This is a genomic window from Bacillus pretiosus (assembly GCF_052947655.1).
The window spans coordinates 3370400-3385938 of the sequence record NZ_CM129593.1 but is presented as its reverse complement, the minus strand read 5'-3'; the positions used below and the strand labels follow the sequence as shown (position 1 = coordinate 3385938).

Here is a 15539-nt window from a genome sequence, read left to right as displayed (position 1 = left end):
TAAAGCAAGTAATGGATATGGAACATTATATGCAACTTGGAATAAGTCGAACTGTGTTGTATGAATTGGTAATGCACAAAAATAGTAGTAGGCGTAATGCATAAAAAAGGAGTGGAATGAATGATATACGAAATGGGATTATATAATAAACCTTTTCAATCAATTCAATTAGGAAAAAAAGTATATGAAGTACGTTTATACGATGCAAAACGTCAACTTATAAAACAAGGCGATCATATTGTATTTACGCACCTTACGACAGAGGAAACGATGACTGCCAAAGTAACGGAAATAAAACGATACGAAAGCTTTAAAGCGATGTACGAACAAATTGATCACAAATTATTGGATTGTGAAAATGATAGTTTAGAGGAAATGCTAGAAAGTACATACAAAATATATACGAAAGAACAAGAAGAAAAGTGGGGAACAGTTGCGATTCGTATTGAGGTAATAAAATGATAAGAAATCGCGGCGCGGCTATCATTGTGCAGGAAGGGAAAATCGTACTTATAAAACGTATCCGAGAAGGAGAAATATATTATGTTTTTCCGGGAGGAGGAATTGAAGAAGGAGAAACACCTGAAGAGGCAACGAAGCGAGAGGCTTATGAAGAGTTAGGGGTACATATAAAAGTGGAGCATCTCATTGCAAAGGTGGAGTATAAGGGAACGGAGTATTATTTTAATGCCCATATTGTAGGTGGAGTTTTCGGAAGTGGTAAAGCTGAAGAATTCGAAATGAAAGATAGAGGGAGTTATATTCCATTATGGTTGCCGATACACGAGTTGGAGAAAGTGAATATAAAACCGTATGAAGTGGTCGGAAGTATATGTAATCATTATAAAAAGTAAGGTCTGACAACATACAAAAAAAACCATTGACATAGCCTTCTGATTTAAGTATTGTATTCGAGTATGTTTATAATCAGGAGGTTTATATGAGCAATCAAACAACTACACATCATGTGAAAATGACAACAGCAGATCCATCTGGAATTGGTCTATTTGGATTAGCGATGGTAACACTTGTAGCATCATCTCAAAAGTTAGGCTTAACAGATGGCGTTTCACTTGTATTACCGTGGGCAATCTTTTTAGGAGGATTTGCACAAATCTTTGCGTGCATTCACGATGCAAAGCATAACAATACGTTCGGTACAACAGCATTCGGTGCATACGGCCTATTTTGGTTAGGTGTTGGAATGACTTGGTTAATTCAACTTGGAGTATTTGGCGAAAAATTAGCACAAGCTGCAGATTCAAAACAGCTGGGTGTAGCCTTTATTGGATATTTGATTTTCACAATCTTTATGACAATTGGTGCAATGGAAACACATAAAGTATTATTTATGATTTTCGTCCTTATTGATTTCTTATTTATTGGTCTTTCATTAAGTACTTTAGGTGTTATGCCACATGCAATGCATAATTTAGCAGCGTATTCTGAACTATGTATTTCATTATTATCTTTCTATGGTTCAGCAGCAGCAGTGTTAAATACACACTTCGGTAAAGTTGTATTACCAGTTGGAAAGCCGTTTGGTATTTTTAAAAAGTAATAAAAAAGCACAGGTGATTGTATAGTCATCTGTGCTTTTTTATATGGAATAAATAAAAATGAAAAATACAATTGAAATTGATTATCATTATTAATATAATGAGAATGAGAATCATTTATTATGAGAGGGGGATGCCGAAGTGGCAAAAATTTTAATAGCTTATGCAAGTATGTCAGGAAATACAGAGAGTATTGCTGATTTAATAAAAGTTAGTTTAGATGCTTTTGATCATGAAGTAGTATTGCAAGAAATGGAAGGCATGGATGCTGAAGAATTATTAGCCTATGATGGAATCATTTTAGGATCTTATACGTGGGGCGATGGTGAATTACCGTTTGAGGCGGAAGATTTCCATGAGGACTTAGAAAATATAGATTTATCAGGAAAGAAAGTAGCGGTATTCGGATCAGGTGATACGGCGTATGAACTATTTTGTGAAGCGGTAACGATATTTGAAGAAAGACTTGTAGAACGCGGTGCAGAGCTTGTACAAGAAGGATTGAAAATCGAACTAGCTCCAGAAGATGAAGAGGATGTTGAAAAATGCAGTAATTTTGCAATTGCATTTGCTGAGAAGTTCTAAGAATGGGAGTGTCAACGTGGAGACAATGTTAAGTGCGACCGCTATTACAAAGTTAAGAGATGGAAAACTTATGTTAGCTACTACATATAATGGCTTATTTATTGAACGAGACGGAGAATGGAAACAAATATTAAAAGGTTTTCAAAAACGAATTAGGGATTTACATAGCGAAGATAATGTAGTGTATGGTGTAGGTGACGAAGGGATTTTTATTCGTAGTATGAATGGTGGAGAGAACTGGACGGTTCAGCGTTTTCCAACAAAAGCAACGAGTTGGAATGTGTGTAGTAATGTACAAGGAACAGTCATTGCTCATGGAGATAAAACGTTGTATCGTTCTAATGATTTTGGTTCGACATGGGAAACCATTCATCCATTTCTTGAGTATGGTGGCGGGGCACCATCTATTCGATCGTTATTTTTATATAAACATTACTTATTTATCGGTACGAAAATACATGCTAAATATGGTGGGGTTTGGCTCTTTAATTTGGAGACACGTAAATTAAAGAGGATTAAAATCGTGATGAATCAGATGATCTCAGCGTTGACTGTACACAATTCTTATATAGTAGCAGCGAGTGGATCGTGCAAGGGGATTAGCGGGAATATTTCTTTTTGTAAAATAGATGAAAGTATTGAGAGTGAAAAAACATATTGGCACACATGTCAAAGTGAGCAGAAAGCAAGTAGCTATTTAGCCTTGAGTGTAGATCAACATGTGCTATATACAACGTCAACGCAAAATAAGGCGGGGATTAGTACGGTTTGTCGTGTACTTTTAGAAGAAGGACTTGTTACAGTATGTGACTCAGTTAAAGGGCATGGCTGGCGCATCGTTAACCAAAAAGAGGGTTATGTTGTAGCTGGATCAGGTGAATCAAAAGCGATGCAGTGGAAGAAAAAAATTATATAGCAAAAAAAACTTTACTTTTATTATATTGATATGATATAGTTACTTTAAACCATTTTACTTTTAATAATATAGAGATTTAAATGAGCTGTAACTTCCGAGGAGGATAGCAATGTTAAATCTCCTCTGGGGTTGCAGTTTTTTAATGTTTGAAGTATTATTGTAAAGTGGTTGAAAATGAATATGTACATATAGGTACATTGTAGGAGGATTTTTTAAATGCAAAACGGTAAAGTAAAATGGTTTAACGCAGAAAAAGGTTTCGGTTTCATCGAGGTTGAAGGCGGAGAAGACGTATTCGTTCATTTCTCAGCTATCCAAGGCGACGGCTTCAAATCTTTAGAAGAAGGTCAAGAAGTTACTTTCGAAGTAGAACAAGGTAACCGTGGACCTCAAGCTACAAACGTTAACAAGAAGTAATTACGGAAAAAAGAAGGGCTTGCCCTTCTTTTTTTTGCATTTTTATTGAATAACCTCCTATGTACATATAATAATGAGATTAAATTTTCGTTTATTAGACGAAGTATTTCATGCATAAAGTGTATGAATAAATAAATACTGAAAATAGAGTATGTGTGTGAAAAGGAATTTAGAAAGAGGTAAATAAATTGGAAAACGCTACACATTTTATTGTGTTCGATATAGAGAGAAATTTCAGGCCGTATAAATCAGAAGATCCGTCAGAGATAGTTGATATCGGAGCTGTAAAAATAGAAGCAAGTACAATGAAGGTAATTGGAGAATTTTCGGAGTTAGTAAAGCCGAGTGCACGACTCACTCGTCATACGACAAAATTAACGGGAATTACAAAGGAAGATTTAATTGGTGTGGAGAAATTTCCGCAAATTATAGAGAAATTTATTCAATTTATCGGAGAAGACTCTGTATTTGTTTCATGGGGAAGAGAAGATTATCGTTTTTTATCTCATGATTGTACGTTACACGGTGTAGAATGCCCATGTATGGAAAAAGAGAGCAAATTTGATTTGCAGAAGTTTGTTTTCCAAGCGTATGAAGAGTTATTTGAGCATACACCAAGTTTACAATTTGCAGTAGAACAGCTCGGTTTAACGTGGGAAGGGAAGCAGCACCGAGCTTTAGCGGATGCTGAGAATACAGTGAATATACTTCTTAAAGTATATAGCGAGAGAGACATTCATAAACGGTACAAAAGACATGGTGAGCTTGAACTTGTAGAGAACGGAAAACTAACAGAAAAAGCGAAAAAAAAGATGCGAAAATGGGTATTTAAAGAAATGAGAAAAAATACAGAGCGTCCTTTCGTTTGGAGTGCATTTGAAAATAGTGACACGTGGGAAAGTATAACGGAAAGATATTATATAAGTGAAGCTACAATAGCACTTCTGAAAAAGCATTTTCCTACGGCGGTGAGAAAAGCGGAAAGGCAGATTAGGTATTTGGCTGAGATGGAGGAGAATGTAGAGGTTAAATGACATTCTCCTCTATTTCTAGCTACATAAATTTAACGTCATTGTACTGATGGATGAATAAAGTATTCATATTAAATAGGAATTGATTTGTTGTGATTGGGCCATTATAATTGCTTTGAAAATTAAGGTGTGGTAAGAATTTTTAAATACATTCATAAAATTAGAGCCCATAGAAATGAAAGAGGGTAGAGTTAAATGGAAGCAATCTTTAACATTGTAACAGTTTTAGTTTTTGGGATAATATTTACCACGCTATTAGCAGTAATTACACTTCCTTTCATAGCAAAGAAGAAAAATTGGAAAACGCTTAATATATCTTTAAATCATGGTGTATTAAAGGTTAAAATCGAAGAGTAAAATATGAGTTTTATACAAGGGAGGTGTGATGGTGATAGACTTGGATATTAAAGACGTCGCCGTAAAGATGGAATTAAACGGAGTCTTTTGGAATGAGGATGGGATTGCTGAAATGACCGTGACTACAAAAGAAGAGCATTCTCTTCTTCTTCGTCTAGTAGTTGACTTAGAAAGTAAAACTATTAGGGCGAAGAGTGCCGAAATAGTGAATGGCTTCTGCCCTCTGTGCAAACAGAAAAGGGACGAATGTAGTGAACTTAATGACTTACAAAACAAAATGGATATTTTAGAAGAAGCTTACGATTGGGTGAGAGAGCATCCAGAATATCGTTTTCAATTATCTTTTTACGAGTACAATAAATTTGAGGTAGTGAAGTGAAATTTTCATTTTACCAATATACATAGTGACTACTCTAATGGAACTACACTTGTACAACAAGGAAGGAATCTACTGGATTCTGCAACAATTGTTATCTTGGATTAAAAATAAGCATATTTTGTTTTAAAGCAGAAAAACCGATTCTTAGAAGAATCGGTTTTTTTATATAACTGTCAATTATGTCCCAAATAAAAGAGCGTTTGTTAACAGCGCTCAGTAAAAATAGTTATATGGAAGGATTTATCCCGCATTAACGGGCAGTAAGACCCCCCACCTTAAAATTCAGCTGAAGCAACGAAGTTAGGTGGGGGATCAACTGCCCGTAAAAGCCCGATTGGTGAGGGCTGATAATCAGTGGGGATGAACAAAACCCCCACTGATTAAAGTTTCACTTTATTCAATCCCGTTCGGATCGTAAGAATACTGTTGCTTATTCTCAATCCGCTCAATCACATCTTGCAATTCATCTGGCTTCAGAAATTCAATCGGAGAGAAGCCTTTCTCAAACGTAAGTGTATCAGCTTCAATCATTAATACGTATCGGTCATTTACCTTTGCGATATGTATTTGATCCCCGAAATCAGCAAGCAGGGCCTTTACGGAGATGTGGTCTGCTTTTAGCTTTAATTCCACTTCAGGAGCGTGCTCGACGATTTGAGCGGTAGCTTCCATTACTTCTTCGGTTGAAAATTGTTCCATAATTTCGCGTTTCGGACTGGCAGCCCATACTTCCATTGCTTGGTCGAATTGTTCGCGTTCTTCCGTACCTTCTTCAAATACATCTTCAATTTGGTCGTATACCATGTCCATTACTTGTGTTTTCATAATTTCAGGCATAGAGCGTTCGTACTCGACGAATTTTAAGAAGTCCTCAAAATAACGGGCGTGAGATGCTTGATGAATTTTTAGTTCGCCTACTTCGACCATACCTTCTTCAGGCATGTACGGATATTGGATAGATTTCATGTTTTTTGTTGTGATGGCCATTTCAACGTTACGAATCAGTGTGGATTCATCTGAAATAGAAGCGACTTTCGGTTCGAAGTCACATTTCATAACGAAAACGAATGGATCATCAAAGTATTTGCGTAGTTTTGCTTGCGCAATTAAAAATACACCACCGCGTACAGCGCTTGTGTCCAGATATGTATAAACGAGAGGTTCACTCATATCTTTGAAGTTTTCTTTTGTTTCCGCAAAGCGAATGCGATTAAAGAGGTTGTAATGGGGGTTTGAATCAAGTTCGTGCCCTTCTTCTACAATGAAGCGACCGATCTTTGTCGGAGCTTGTTCTGTTTTCGCATGACGTTCTACTTTTCGCTTTGAAATTTTTAATAATTCACCATTCAAAAATTCTTTTAAGGAGCTATCTTCATACTCTTCAGCGTCTAACGTTTGAAAATGTTTGTAGCGTTTATCAACAGCTTCACCTTTTCCTTCTACTTGTACAACATAAAAGGAAAGATAATTTATTTCAAAATCCATATTTATCACCTTGTTTCATTTCATTAACTCTTATCAGTATAGAGATGGAAAAAACTTTCGTCAATTTATATAAAGGAAGGGGGAGCCCCTTCCTTTATATATTTTTTACTTTCGAAATTAAAATCCGTCTTCTAATGCTGAAAATGGAATGTTTAGTCTGTTTTCTATTGTACGTAAACGCTGGTTTAATCGGTTTAATCTACGTGTATGACGCTCAACCGTGTTTTCTAATTGACGTACTCTTTGTTCAAGCTCATTTACTCGTCTTTCTAGTTGACGGTTTCCAGTACCAGGAAAAGAGATGGGAAGTTGGAATTGTCGATTTTGATCATATGGATTAACTTGTTCTGCTGGATCTATATATTGTTGGTATTGTGCTTGTAAATCATATTGAGGTTGATAACCATTTTGGTTATATGGATCGTATGGATTGTAGGGGTACATAAAAACATCCTCCATTTCTTTAAAATAGGTTAATTCACCATAATGTATGTGTAAAAGCGGAGTGTGGCACGGCAAATACCTATTTATGTTCACAAGGTGTTCCTTTATAAATAAGAATATGGAGTTTTACATTTGTATTTCTTTTGTTTTATGGTATATACTGGATAAAAAGGTGAGGTTACATAAAGGTTACAATTCTATCGGACTCAAACTTTTATATAAATATGTATAGACATTTAGAAAAGAAAAGAGTAATTTATATAGAGTAAAAAATAACTTGTAACATTTTATAAATATATTGTAAAATGATTGTAACAAAACATACATAAAAATGAAATAATACATAAAAGTAATATTGGGAAAAAGGGGAGAGTATATTGTTCCGTAAAGTAAAGGGTATATTAGTTGGGGTGTTATGTGTAGCTATAGTGAGTGGTTGTGGTGCAAAAGTAAGTGATGTTGCATTAGTAAGTGACATTGGTGGCCACACGGTAGAGGCTAAAGCAGAGGTACAGGATTCTATTAGTTTAGTAGATGGTCGTACTGGTACGGAAGTGAAAAAGCTAGATTTATCGAGTCTAGGTTATTTTGAAGACGAAGCAAAATTTAAAAAATCGGTAACGAAGGTTGCTAGCGAGGTTGGAAAAAGCGTTGACAAAAAGATGGTCCCTTCACGTGTAGCACCTGATGGAAGTTGGCAAGAAGGAAAACCTTCTTATGAATTAATGGAAAAAGAATTAGTAGATAAATTATTAAACGTTGGCATGTGGGATTCTTCATATCAATTACCTATTGTTGAGAAAAAGCCTATCGCAACATTAAGTGATGCGCAAGGAAGTGGTACGGTAATTGGTAGATATGAAACGAATTTAGGTGGCTCAGCAGGTGGCCGTATTGAGAATATTCGCTTGTCAGCAGCGAGCATAAATGGAGTTGTATTAGCAAAGGGAGACAGTTTCTCTTTCAATGCATTAATTGGTGATACAACGCCAGATAAAGGATATCAACTAGGAAAAGAAATTGTAGATGGTAAATTAGTAGATGGATACGGCGGTGGTGTTTGTCAAACATCATCAACATTATACAATGCAGCAGATCAAGCTGGTTTGAAAATGGTAGAGAGAACGACACATTCTAAAACGGTAGGTTATGTTCCACAAGGAAGAGATGCTACAATTGCATATCCATACTTAGACTTAGTGTTTGAAAACACGAATGATGCACCTGTGAAACTTTATATGGGCATTCAGGGTGGAAAGTTAGTTGCCGAAGTACATAAAATGAAATAAGAGTTACAGCATACTGTTTTTGTAAAGTCACCTTTTCTGAAAGTTAGAAGAGGTGACTTTTTTATTATGAAAATAAAAATGTGTGTAAATTCTGACTTTTCATATTTACATAGGATGATTTTAGTTGTATCCTTCATAGTAACGGTTATATGAAATAGGAAAATATCGGGATAAGGAGATGGAGTAATTCATGGTACAAATTCATCCGAAAACACGTATTGGTCATGTTGAATTTAAAGTGCAAGATTTAGAGCGCCAAATTGTATTTTATGAGAATGTAGTAGGCTTAGAAGTAATTAAGCAAGAGGAGAATAAAGCATATTTATCAGGAAAAGGTGGAAAGAACACGTTACTTGTTCTTGAAAAATTAGAGGACGGGGTACTGCAAGAACCGCGTACGACTGGTATATATCATGTAGCCTTTTTAGTTCCGACTCGTGAGGCTTTTGCTTCGGCATTATTTGGTGTAATTCGTAATAAGAATGTAATTGATAGTCCGGCTGAGCAAGAAGGACGTTATACATATTCAAATGAAATTTTACCGATCTCAAGGTTTAATAGTGCAAGTGATCATACATATAGCGAAGCGTTTTATTTACAAGATTTAGAGGGGAATGGCATAGAAATTTATGCAGACCGCCCGCGTGATCAATGGAGAGAAGGACCAGGAGGAAGTACGCCGCTAGATTTAAAAGAACTGGCAACGCTCGTTGATTATGAGGTTGATGGATTACCTGCTAATACTGTCGTTGGGCACGTACATTTACGAATAGCAGATGTAGAGAAGTCACACGAGTTTTATGTAGAGACAGTAGGATTTGAAGTGCAACAGCGTGAAGATGACTGCTTATTCATTTCTGCAGGAGGATATCATCACCATATAGGTGCAAATACGTGGAACGGAGTAAATAATCCACACCCACCCGCACATGCAACTGGACTTAAAGTGTATACAATTGTATTACCACATAAAGAAGCGTTAGATGAAGTGAAAGAAAGATTAATAGAAAAACAACATAAAGTAAACGAAGGTACAAACGGATTTACAGTAGTAGATCCTAGTGGTATTACAGTGCAGTTTGAAATAGAGAAAGCATAAAAGAAGTCGGAAGGTGTATAATCACTTTCCGACTTCTTTTTGGTACGTAATCCAAGTAGCACAAGGGTTAAAAGGAAAGGATTTTAATAATTCCATTGCATATATACTCGTTGAATCGAATTCACCTTGAATGAAAGAATAACCGTGTTTACTTGCATACATAGCTTGTTTGAAAACGAGAAGTTTCAGTAAGGATAAATTTTCTGTAGTGTGAGTCCCACACCATCCTAGTTCTACCGTATTATCCTTTTCTGATGTATGGAGGAAAGAGTACGCAATAATTTTATTCTCTTCATCTATCATTACAAAGCTCCCATCTAGTAACACATCATCAGTTAAGATCTGTTCTTTCCAAGTTTCGAGCGGGTATGAGGCAACGGGATTTGCTAAGTGAGTATCCTCATAATTCGTTTTTACTAAGTGAGCTAGCTTTTCAAAGGAGCTATTATTGGATAGGATGATTGATAAGCTTTGTACATCATAATTTGAATGAAGCTTTGTATCGATAGCTATGATTTTGCGTACTTCTAATATCGGCATATATGTTCTTCGGATTTCCATAAAATTATGTTCTTCATAATAGGCTTTTAAATGAGCCGATGTTCCCCATATAGAGGTTTGTAATGGTAGTTTGAAGTTTTCTCGTTTTTGAATCTCGTTTAATAAAAATTGTTCAATGTGTACCTCTGAATAGAACGGATTTGTATACATTCGAAAGTATGTGCAGTATGGATGGAAGTTACTGTTCCACGTGAAAAAGACGCCTACTACATCTTTTTTATAGTAGGCAATATACACACATTTTGTTTTATTATCTCGTAATAAGTTAAATAGATAAGAGTCTTCATTGTATAAATCAATAAGTTGTTTTACTTTTAGCTCATTACTTCTACTATATTTCTCTATAACAAGATTATTTTCATCGGATGACTTCTTCATAGCTCAATCCAAAATCTTCTTACTACATTTCCATCTTCCTCAATGAAATCATCATCACGAAGCCCGCCGTTATGTAAAATTGTTTTTTCTGAAGCTGTATTCACTTCGTCGCAAACGACAAGTGCTTTCGTAATGTTTAATTCCTTCGTTTTTTCTAGCGATAATTCTAATAACTTCGTAGCATAACCTTTTCTTCTTTCAGAAGGGCGAATGCCATAACCGATATGACCTCCAGCGTTAAATAAATGCTCGGTTAAACTATGACGTATATTAACAGCTCCTACAATTTTATTTTCATCTGTAACGAGCCAATACGTAGAGTCTGGTACCCAAGATTCAGGGAGGTTTATTCCGTTATGCGCATCGAGCAATTCTTGAATCATAGCCGAAAAGTTAGAAGGGTCCTTTGAAATAACCCACGGAATCATCGTTTCACCGCTATCTTTCCATTCGTTATAAAAATCTAAGTATTCTTCTTGTAAATCGATAGTAGGTGTAAGTAAAGAGACGTTCATTGTTAGTAAGCTCCTTTATTTATTTAGTATGTATAAAAAAATACGGTATAAAATGTAAGCGTTTTCTTAACTTTCTCAACCTCGTTTCATGTAATCCACCTTTGTTTTTTAAGAAAATTAGTGGAGTTTTAAAATTAGAAGTTATTTATTTTATGTTAATATTTAAAATATTAACATAAAACGGTCGGAGTATTAAGTGTATTTTAGCAAAATTCCTTCATATCGATAAAAGGATGTGTGTGATAATTTTTGTTTTATCTATCTATAATGAATGAAAGGGGGAAGGGCTCGTGAGTGTAAATTTTGATTTGATTATACGAATCGGTGTTGCGGGTTTGTTAGGAGCAATAATCGGTATTGAAAGGGAAATTCGATCAAAAGAAGCGGGATTAAAAACACATTTCCTAGTAGCGGTAGGAAGTGCATTAATAATGGTCGTTTCGAAATATGCTTTTTCAGATATTATGAATGAGGAACATATGGCTCTTGATCCGAGCCGTATTGCAGCACAAGTTGTAAGTGGAGTAGGGTTTTTAGGTGCAGGTACAATTATTATTCAAAAACAGGCAGTGAAAGGATTAACGACAGCGGCTGGTTTATGGGCTACAGCAGGAATTGGATTAGCAATTGGGGCTGGCATGTATGTAGTAGGCATTGGAGCGACGATTCTAGTTTTAATTGGTTTAGAGATTGTGAGTCGTATTTTTAAGGTGCAATTTTTATTTCCGCAAAATATAACAGTGCAAATGTGTATAAATAAACATGAGGCGGTACAACAAATAGTAGAAACGCTACAAGTGAAAGGTATTCCAATACTGTCATATGAAGTGGAAGCTTTGCAGCGAGGTACAGAAATAGTTTATAAGGTAGGGATGCAGCTGAAAAATATATCGTCAGAAGAAAAGAATGAATTTATTCAGCATATGCAAGCATTACCGGAAGTTACGTTTATAAAGTTAAAATCATAGCGTTGAAAACGAGGATAGATATAGCAGGAATTTCGCTATTATCTATCTTTTTTGATATAAAATTCACATAAAGTCAAGTGTTAATTTTGCGCGGTATGAATACATATGTGAACGTTCCCTTATTTTTTCTCAATACAGAATAAAAAGTAAGAATAGTAAAATAATGGTGCGGGACACTAAAAAATGTAAGGTAGGGGAGAGCATGAGAGGCTATTCAAAAAAAGTGTTAGTAGGGGTAAGTTTTGCTAGTTTAATGTTAGGGAGTTTTCAAGGGAGCACATTGGCAGAAAGTAAAAAGGGAGAGCAAGTTTCTTATCGGAATGTGCTCAAAATGGAGCCAGTTGGTGTACAACTGCCAATGCAAGAATTAGCTCATCCATCAAAAGTGCTTGAAAATAAGTCTTTTGAGAAAAGGCTACAATTTGCTGATTTGTCGCAAAGGCCACCTGAAGTAAAAAAAGAAAGTAAGCAATTAGCTGCAGCGAAAACTTATACAATTGCTGAATTAAATCAATTAAACAATCAGCAATTAGTAGATCTACTCGTAACAATTGATTGGGAGCAAATTACGGGTCTATTTCAATTTAATAAGGATAGCCTTGCATTCTATCAAAATGATAGTAGAATGCAGGCAATTATTGATAAATTGAAGCAGCAAGGACAAGCTTATACGAAAGATGATTCCAAAGGGATTGAGACTTTAGTAGAGGTATTACGCTCAGGATTTTATTTAGGATTTTATCATGCGGAATTAAGTAAACTAAATGAGCGGAGCTATCATGATAAATGCTTACCTGCATTACAAACGATTGCGAATAACCCGAATTTCAAACTCGGTACGTTAGAACAAAATAGAGTAGTATCATCATACGGAAAATTAATAGGAAATGCTTCGAGTGATGTGGAAACGATAACATCAGCTGCAAAGATTTTTAAACAATATAACGATAATTTTTCTACATTGGTAGACAATCTTTCAGCTGGAAATGCGATTTACGATATTATGCAAGGTGTTGATTACGACATTCAATCGTATTTGTACGATACGAGAAAAGCACCGAAAGATACAGTATGGTACCAAAAAATTGATAGCTATATTAATGAATTAAGTCGTTTTGCTTTAATTGGAACGGTGACAGAGAAGAATGGTTGGTTAATTAATAATGGTATTTATTATACAGGTAGACTTGGTACGTTCCATAGTACAGGAACGAAAGGATTGCAAGTTGTAACGGACGCAATGAAAATGTATCCGTATTTAGGAGAGCAATATTTCGTAGCGGCTGAGCAAATTGCGACGAACTATGGCGGGAAAGATGCAAATGGAAATGTTGTGAATTTAGATCAAATACGAGAAGACGGGAAGAAAAAGTATTTGCCGAAAACGTATACGTTTGATGATGGGGCAATTGTTTTAAAGGCTGGAGATAAAGTGACAGAAGAAAAAGTAAAACGTCTATATTGGGCGGCAAAAGAAGTGAAGGCACAATTCCATCGTACAGTTGAAAGTGATCAACCTTTAGAAAAAGGAAATCCTGATGATGTATTAACGATGGTTATTTATAATAGTCCAGCTGAATATCAATTTAATCGTCAATTGTACGGATATGAAACGAATAACGGTGGCCTTTATATAGAAGGAACAGGTACGTTCTTTACTTATGAACGTACGCCAGAAGAAAGTATTTATAGTTTAGAAGAATTGTTCCGACATGAGTTTACTCATTACTTACAAGGTAGATATGAAGTACCAGGGCTTTGGGGACAAGGTAAGATGTATGAGAATGAGAGATTATCTTGGTTTGAAGAAGGGAATGCGGAGTTTTTTGCGGGGGCAACGAGAACGGATAATGTTGTACCGAGAAAGAGCATTATAGGAGGAATATCTTCAAATCCAGCAGAACGTTATACGGCAGAGCGAACGTTAAATGCAAAGTATGGAACGTGGGATTTCTATAATTATTCATTCGCTTTACAATCGTATATGTACAATAAGAGATATGATATGTTTGACAAAGTTCATGATCTTATTAGAAAAAATGATGTAACAGCATATGATGCATACCGCTCTGCATTAAGTAAAGATGCGAATTTAAATAAAGAGTATCAAGACTATATGCAAATGTTAGTCGATAACCGAGAGAAATATAATGTTCCATTAGTATCAGATGATTATTTAGCAACTCACGCACCAAAACCAGTTTCAGATATTGCGGCAGAAATTACAGCAGAAGCAAAATTAAGTAATGTATCAGTTAAGAAAAATAAATCACAGTTCTTTAATACATTTACACTGCAAGGAACGTATACAGGTACTACTGCAAAAGGGGAATATGAAGACTGGAAAACAATTACACAAAACGTAAATGATACGTTAAAACGTTTAAGTGCAAAAGAATGGACAGGCTATAAAACAGTAACAGCTTACTTTGTAAATTATCGTGTGAATGCATCAGGACAATTTGAATATGATGTTGTATTCCATGGTATGAATACAGAAGAAGGTGCTGTGAATAAAGCACCAGTTGCGGTTATAAATGGTCCATATAACGGAAATTTAAATGAAATAATTTCGTTTAAAAGCGATGGATCAAAAGATGAAGATGGAAAAATTGTTGCTTATAAATGGGAGTTTGGTGATGGTACTGTAAGCAATGAACAAAATCCAACTCACGTGTATACAAAAGAAGGAACGTACACGGCAAAATTGACAGTAACAGACGACAAAGGATTAACGAATACTGTTACAACGAATGTAACGGTTCAAAAGAAAGAAGATAACAGTGTAGAAAAAGAGCCAAATAATTCATTCCAAACAGCAAATAAACTGCAATTAAATCAAGTTTTACGTGCTAGTTTAGGAAATGGTGATACGAGTGATTACTTTGAAATAAATGTGGAAACTGCGAAAAACCTACAAATTAATGTAACGAAGGAAAATAATATCGGAGTAAACTGGGTTCTTTATTCAGAAGCGGATTTAAATAATTATGTTACGTATGCCCAGCAAGAAGGGAATAAGTTAGTAGGAAGTTACTACACATATCCAGGAAAATATTATTTACATGTGTATCAGTATGGCGGGGGAACAGGGAATTATACAGTAGAAGTGAAATAGCAAAAGAGAAATTGTCTTTCAATGAATGGAAATTAATTTAAGTCTATATCAAGTAATACAGGTTACAATATCAGTTATGAAGATAAAAATTGGTATCTTTATGAATGTTAAAAATTTAATATTTAAAATAAAAAAATAACTATAGGTAATGTATCTAATGATATTAAGAAATCAAGTATCAAGAGATCTTATCTTGAAGTTAAGTAGACCTAATCAGTAAATGAGATACAATCGATGAATTATGATTTCATAGAGATGTGAGCAAAGTAATAAAATTCAAGTATATTTGATTTAATTAAAGGACTAGAGTATATCCGTAAAAACAGATATACTCTAGTCCTTATTACGTTTAATTTATTCACGAAATCAAGATGATTAATGAGTTAAGTAGCGGCATTTTTGAAATTTATTTTATAAGTTAAATAGAAAAAATTTTAT

At 35.1% G+C, this 15539-nt stretch carries 17 protein-coding genes; 13 read left to right on the top strand and 4 right to left on the bottom strand.

Annotated elements, in window-relative coordinates; all coding sequences use genetic code 11:
• The first annotated feature begins 120 nt into the window (after positions 1 to 120).
• The 9 genes from ACU8YW_RS17345 to ACU8YW_RS17305 all read left to right on the top strand — a co-directional run bounded on the left by ACU8YW_RS17345 (position 121) and on the right by ACU8YW_RS17305 (position 5244).
• Positions 121 to 462 carry an ASCH domain-containing protein gene (locus tag ACU8YW_RS17345; protein WP_097889890.1) on the top strand — a complete coding sequence of 114 codons (342 nt, stop codon included), beginning with the start codon at positions 121 to 123 and terminating at the stop codon, positions 460 to 462.
• Positions 459 to 854: an NUDIX hydrolase gene (locus tag ACU8YW_RS17340; protein ID WP_088064151.1), complete on the top strand. Its 396-nt coding sequence runs from the start codon at positions 459 to 461 to the stop codon at positions 852 to 854. Before ACU8YW_RS17345 ends, ACU8YW_RS17340 begins: the two co-directional genes overlap by 4 nt.
• A gap of 86 nt (positions 855 to 940) precedes the next feature.
• Positions 941 to 1561, top strand: coding sequence for an acetate uptake transporter (locus ACU8YW_RS17335; protein WP_000070936.1), 621 nt, complete (start codon positions 941 to 943; stop codon positions 1559 to 1561).
• Positions 1562 to 1700: 139 nt separating this feature from the next.
• The gene (locus ACU8YW_RS17330) at positions 1701 to 2144 is read left to right on the top strand and encodes a flavodoxin (RefSeq protein ID WP_001062763.1); all 444 of its coding nucleotides are present in this window, start codon (positions 1701 to 1703) and stop codon (positions 2142 to 2144) included.
• 16 nt (positions 2145 to 2160) lie between these two features.
• On the top strand, positions 2161 to 3060 hold the full coding sequence (locus ACU8YW_RS17325; RefSeq protein WP_088064150.1) for a WD40/YVTN/BNR-like repeat-containing protein: 900 nt from the start codon (positions 2161 to 2163) through the stop codon (positions 3058 to 3060).
• Positions 3061 to 3276: 216 nt separating this feature from the next.
• On the top strand, positions 3277 to 3477 hold the full coding sequence (gene cspB / locus ACU8YW_RS17320; RefSeq protein ID WP_001179147.1) for a cold shock-like protein CspB: 201 nt from the start codon (positions 3277 to 3279) through the stop codon (positions 3475 to 3477).
• A gap of 188 nt (positions 3478 to 3665) precedes the next feature.
• On the top strand, positions 3666 to 4511 hold the full coding sequence (locus tag ACU8YW_RS17315; RefSeq protein WP_097889889.1) for an exonuclease: 846 nt from the start codon (positions 3666 to 3668) through the stop codon (positions 4509 to 4511).
• 192 nt (positions 4512 to 4703) lie between these two features.
• The gene (locus tag ACU8YW_RS17310) at positions 4704 to 4865 is read left to right on the top strand and encodes a hypothetical protein (protein WP_088064148.1); all 162 of its coding nucleotides are present in this window, start codon (positions 4704 to 4706) and stop codon (positions 4863 to 4865) included.
• Positions 4866 to 4896: 31 nt separating this feature from the next.
• Complete coding sequence (locus ACU8YW_RS17305; RefSeq protein ID WP_137014375.1) at positions 4897 to 5244, top strand: hypothetical protein; 348 nt, start codon at positions 4897 to 4899, stop codon at positions 5242 to 5244.
• Positions 5245 to 5637: 393 nt separating this feature from the next.
• Here the strand turns inward: ACU8YW_RS17305 and ACU8YW_RS17300 are convergent, their stop codons facing one another.
• Together ACU8YW_RS17300 and ACU8YW_RS17295 are read right to left on the bottom strand one after the other, a co-directional pair.
• Entirely contained in the window at positions 5638 to 6729 is a 1092-nt protein-coding gene (locus ACU8YW_RS17300; protein WP_000345047.1) for a DUF3900 domain-containing protein, read from the bottom strand.
• A 117-nt stretch (positions 6730 to 6846) separates the two neighbouring features.
• Positions 6847 to 7188, bottom strand: a complete 342-nt coding sequence (locus tag ACU8YW_RS17295) for a hypothetical protein (RefSeq protein ID WP_116480664.1) — start codon at positions 7186 to 7188, stop codon at positions 6847 to 6849.
• A gap of 362 nt (positions 7189 to 7550) precedes the next feature.
• On the opposite strand from ACU8YW_RS17295, the gene ACU8YW_RS17290 reads away from it, so the two are divergent.
• A complete protein-coding gene (locus ACU8YW_RS17290) occupies positions 7551 to 8462 on the top strand; it encodes a VanW family protein (protein ID WP_000488977.1) in 912 nt (303 codons plus the stop codon).
• A 190-nt stretch (positions 8463 to 8652) separates the two neighbouring features.
• Positions 8653 to 9561 (top strand): VOC family protein, encoded by a 909-nt coding sequence (locus ACU8YW_RS17285; protein ID WP_426934045.1) that lies wholly within the window; start codon positions 8653 to 8655, stop codon positions 9559 to 9561.
• A 21-nt stretch (positions 9562 to 9582) separates the two neighbouring features.
• Here ACU8YW_RS17285 and ACU8YW_RS17280 read toward each other — a convergent pair whose 3' ends face one another.
• Complete coding sequence (locus tag ACU8YW_RS17280) at positions 9583 to 10500, bottom strand: GNAT family acetyltransferase (protein ID WP_088064144.1); 918 nt, start codon at positions 10498 to 10500, stop codon at positions 9583 to 9585.
• Positions 10497 to 11015, bottom strand: a complete 519-nt coding sequence (locus tag ACU8YW_RS17275; RefSeq protein WP_088064143.1) for a GNAT family N-acetyltransferase — start codon at positions 11013 to 11015, stop codon at positions 10497 to 10499. Before ACU8YW_RS17275 ends, ACU8YW_RS17280 begins: the two co-directional genes overlap by 4 nt.
• 290 nt (positions 11016 to 11305) lie before the next feature.
• On the opposite strand from ACU8YW_RS17275, the gene ACU8YW_RS17270 reads away from it, so the two are divergent.
• Together ACU8YW_RS17270 and colA are read left to right on the top strand one after the other, a co-directional pair.
• Positions 11306 to 11983: an MgtC/SapB family protein gene (locus ACU8YW_RS17270; protein WP_088064142.1), complete on the top strand. Its 678-nt coding sequence runs from the start codon at positions 11306 to 11308 to the stop codon at positions 11981 to 11983.
• 202 nt (positions 11984 to 12185) lie between these two features.
• The gene (gene colA, locus ACU8YW_RS17265; protein WP_088064141.1) at positions 12186 to 15101 is read left to right on the top strand and encodes a collagenase ColA; all 2916 of its coding nucleotides are present in this window, start codon (positions 12186 to 12188) and stop codon (positions 15099 to 15101) included.
• The last annotated feature ends 438 nt before the right edge of the window (positions 15102 to 15539 follow it).

Coding starts and splice junctions, on each gene's coding strand:
- ACU8YW_RS17335 (WP_000070936.1), top strand. CDS start 941: ATGAGCAATCAAACAACTACACATCATGTGAAAATGACAACAGCAGAT.
- colA (WP_088064141.1), top strand. CDS start 12,186: ATGAGAGGCTATTCAAAAAAAGTGTTAGTAGGGGTAAGTTTTGCTAGT.
- ACU8YW_RS17340 (WP_088064151.1), top strand. CDS start 459: ATGATAAGAAATCGCGGCGCGGCTATCATTGTGCAGGAAGGGAAAATC.
- ACU8YW_RS17295 (WP_116480664.1), bottom strand. CDS start 7,188: ATGGAGGATGTTTTTATGTACCCCTACAATCCATACGATCCATATAAC.
- ACU8YW_RS17345 (WP_097889890.1), top strand. CDS start 121: ATGATATACGAAATGGGATTATATAATAAACCTTTTCAATCAATTCAA.
- ACU8YW_RS17310 (WP_088064148.1), top strand. CDS start 4,704: ATGGAAGCAATCTTTAACATTGTAACAGTTTTAGTTTTTGGGATAATA.
- cspB (WP_001179147.1), top strand. CDS start 3,277: ATGCAAAACGGTAAAGTAAAATGGTTTAACGCAGAAAAAGGTTTCGGT.
- ACU8YW_RS17285 (WP_426934045.1), top strand. CDS start 8,653: ATGGTACAAATTCATCCGAAAACACGTATTGGTCATGTTGAATTTAAA.
- ACU8YW_RS17280 (WP_088064144.1), bottom strand. CDS start 10,500: ATGAAGAAGTCATCCGATGAAAATAATCTTGTTATAGAGAAATATAGT.
- ACU8YW_RS17275 (WP_088064143.1), bottom strand. CDS start 11,015: ATGAACGTCTCTTTACTTACACCTACTATCGATTTACAAGAAGAATAC.
- ACU8YW_RS17300 (WP_000345047.1), bottom strand. CDS start 6,729: ATGGATTTTGAAATAAATTATCTTTCCTTTTATGTTGTACAAGTAGAA.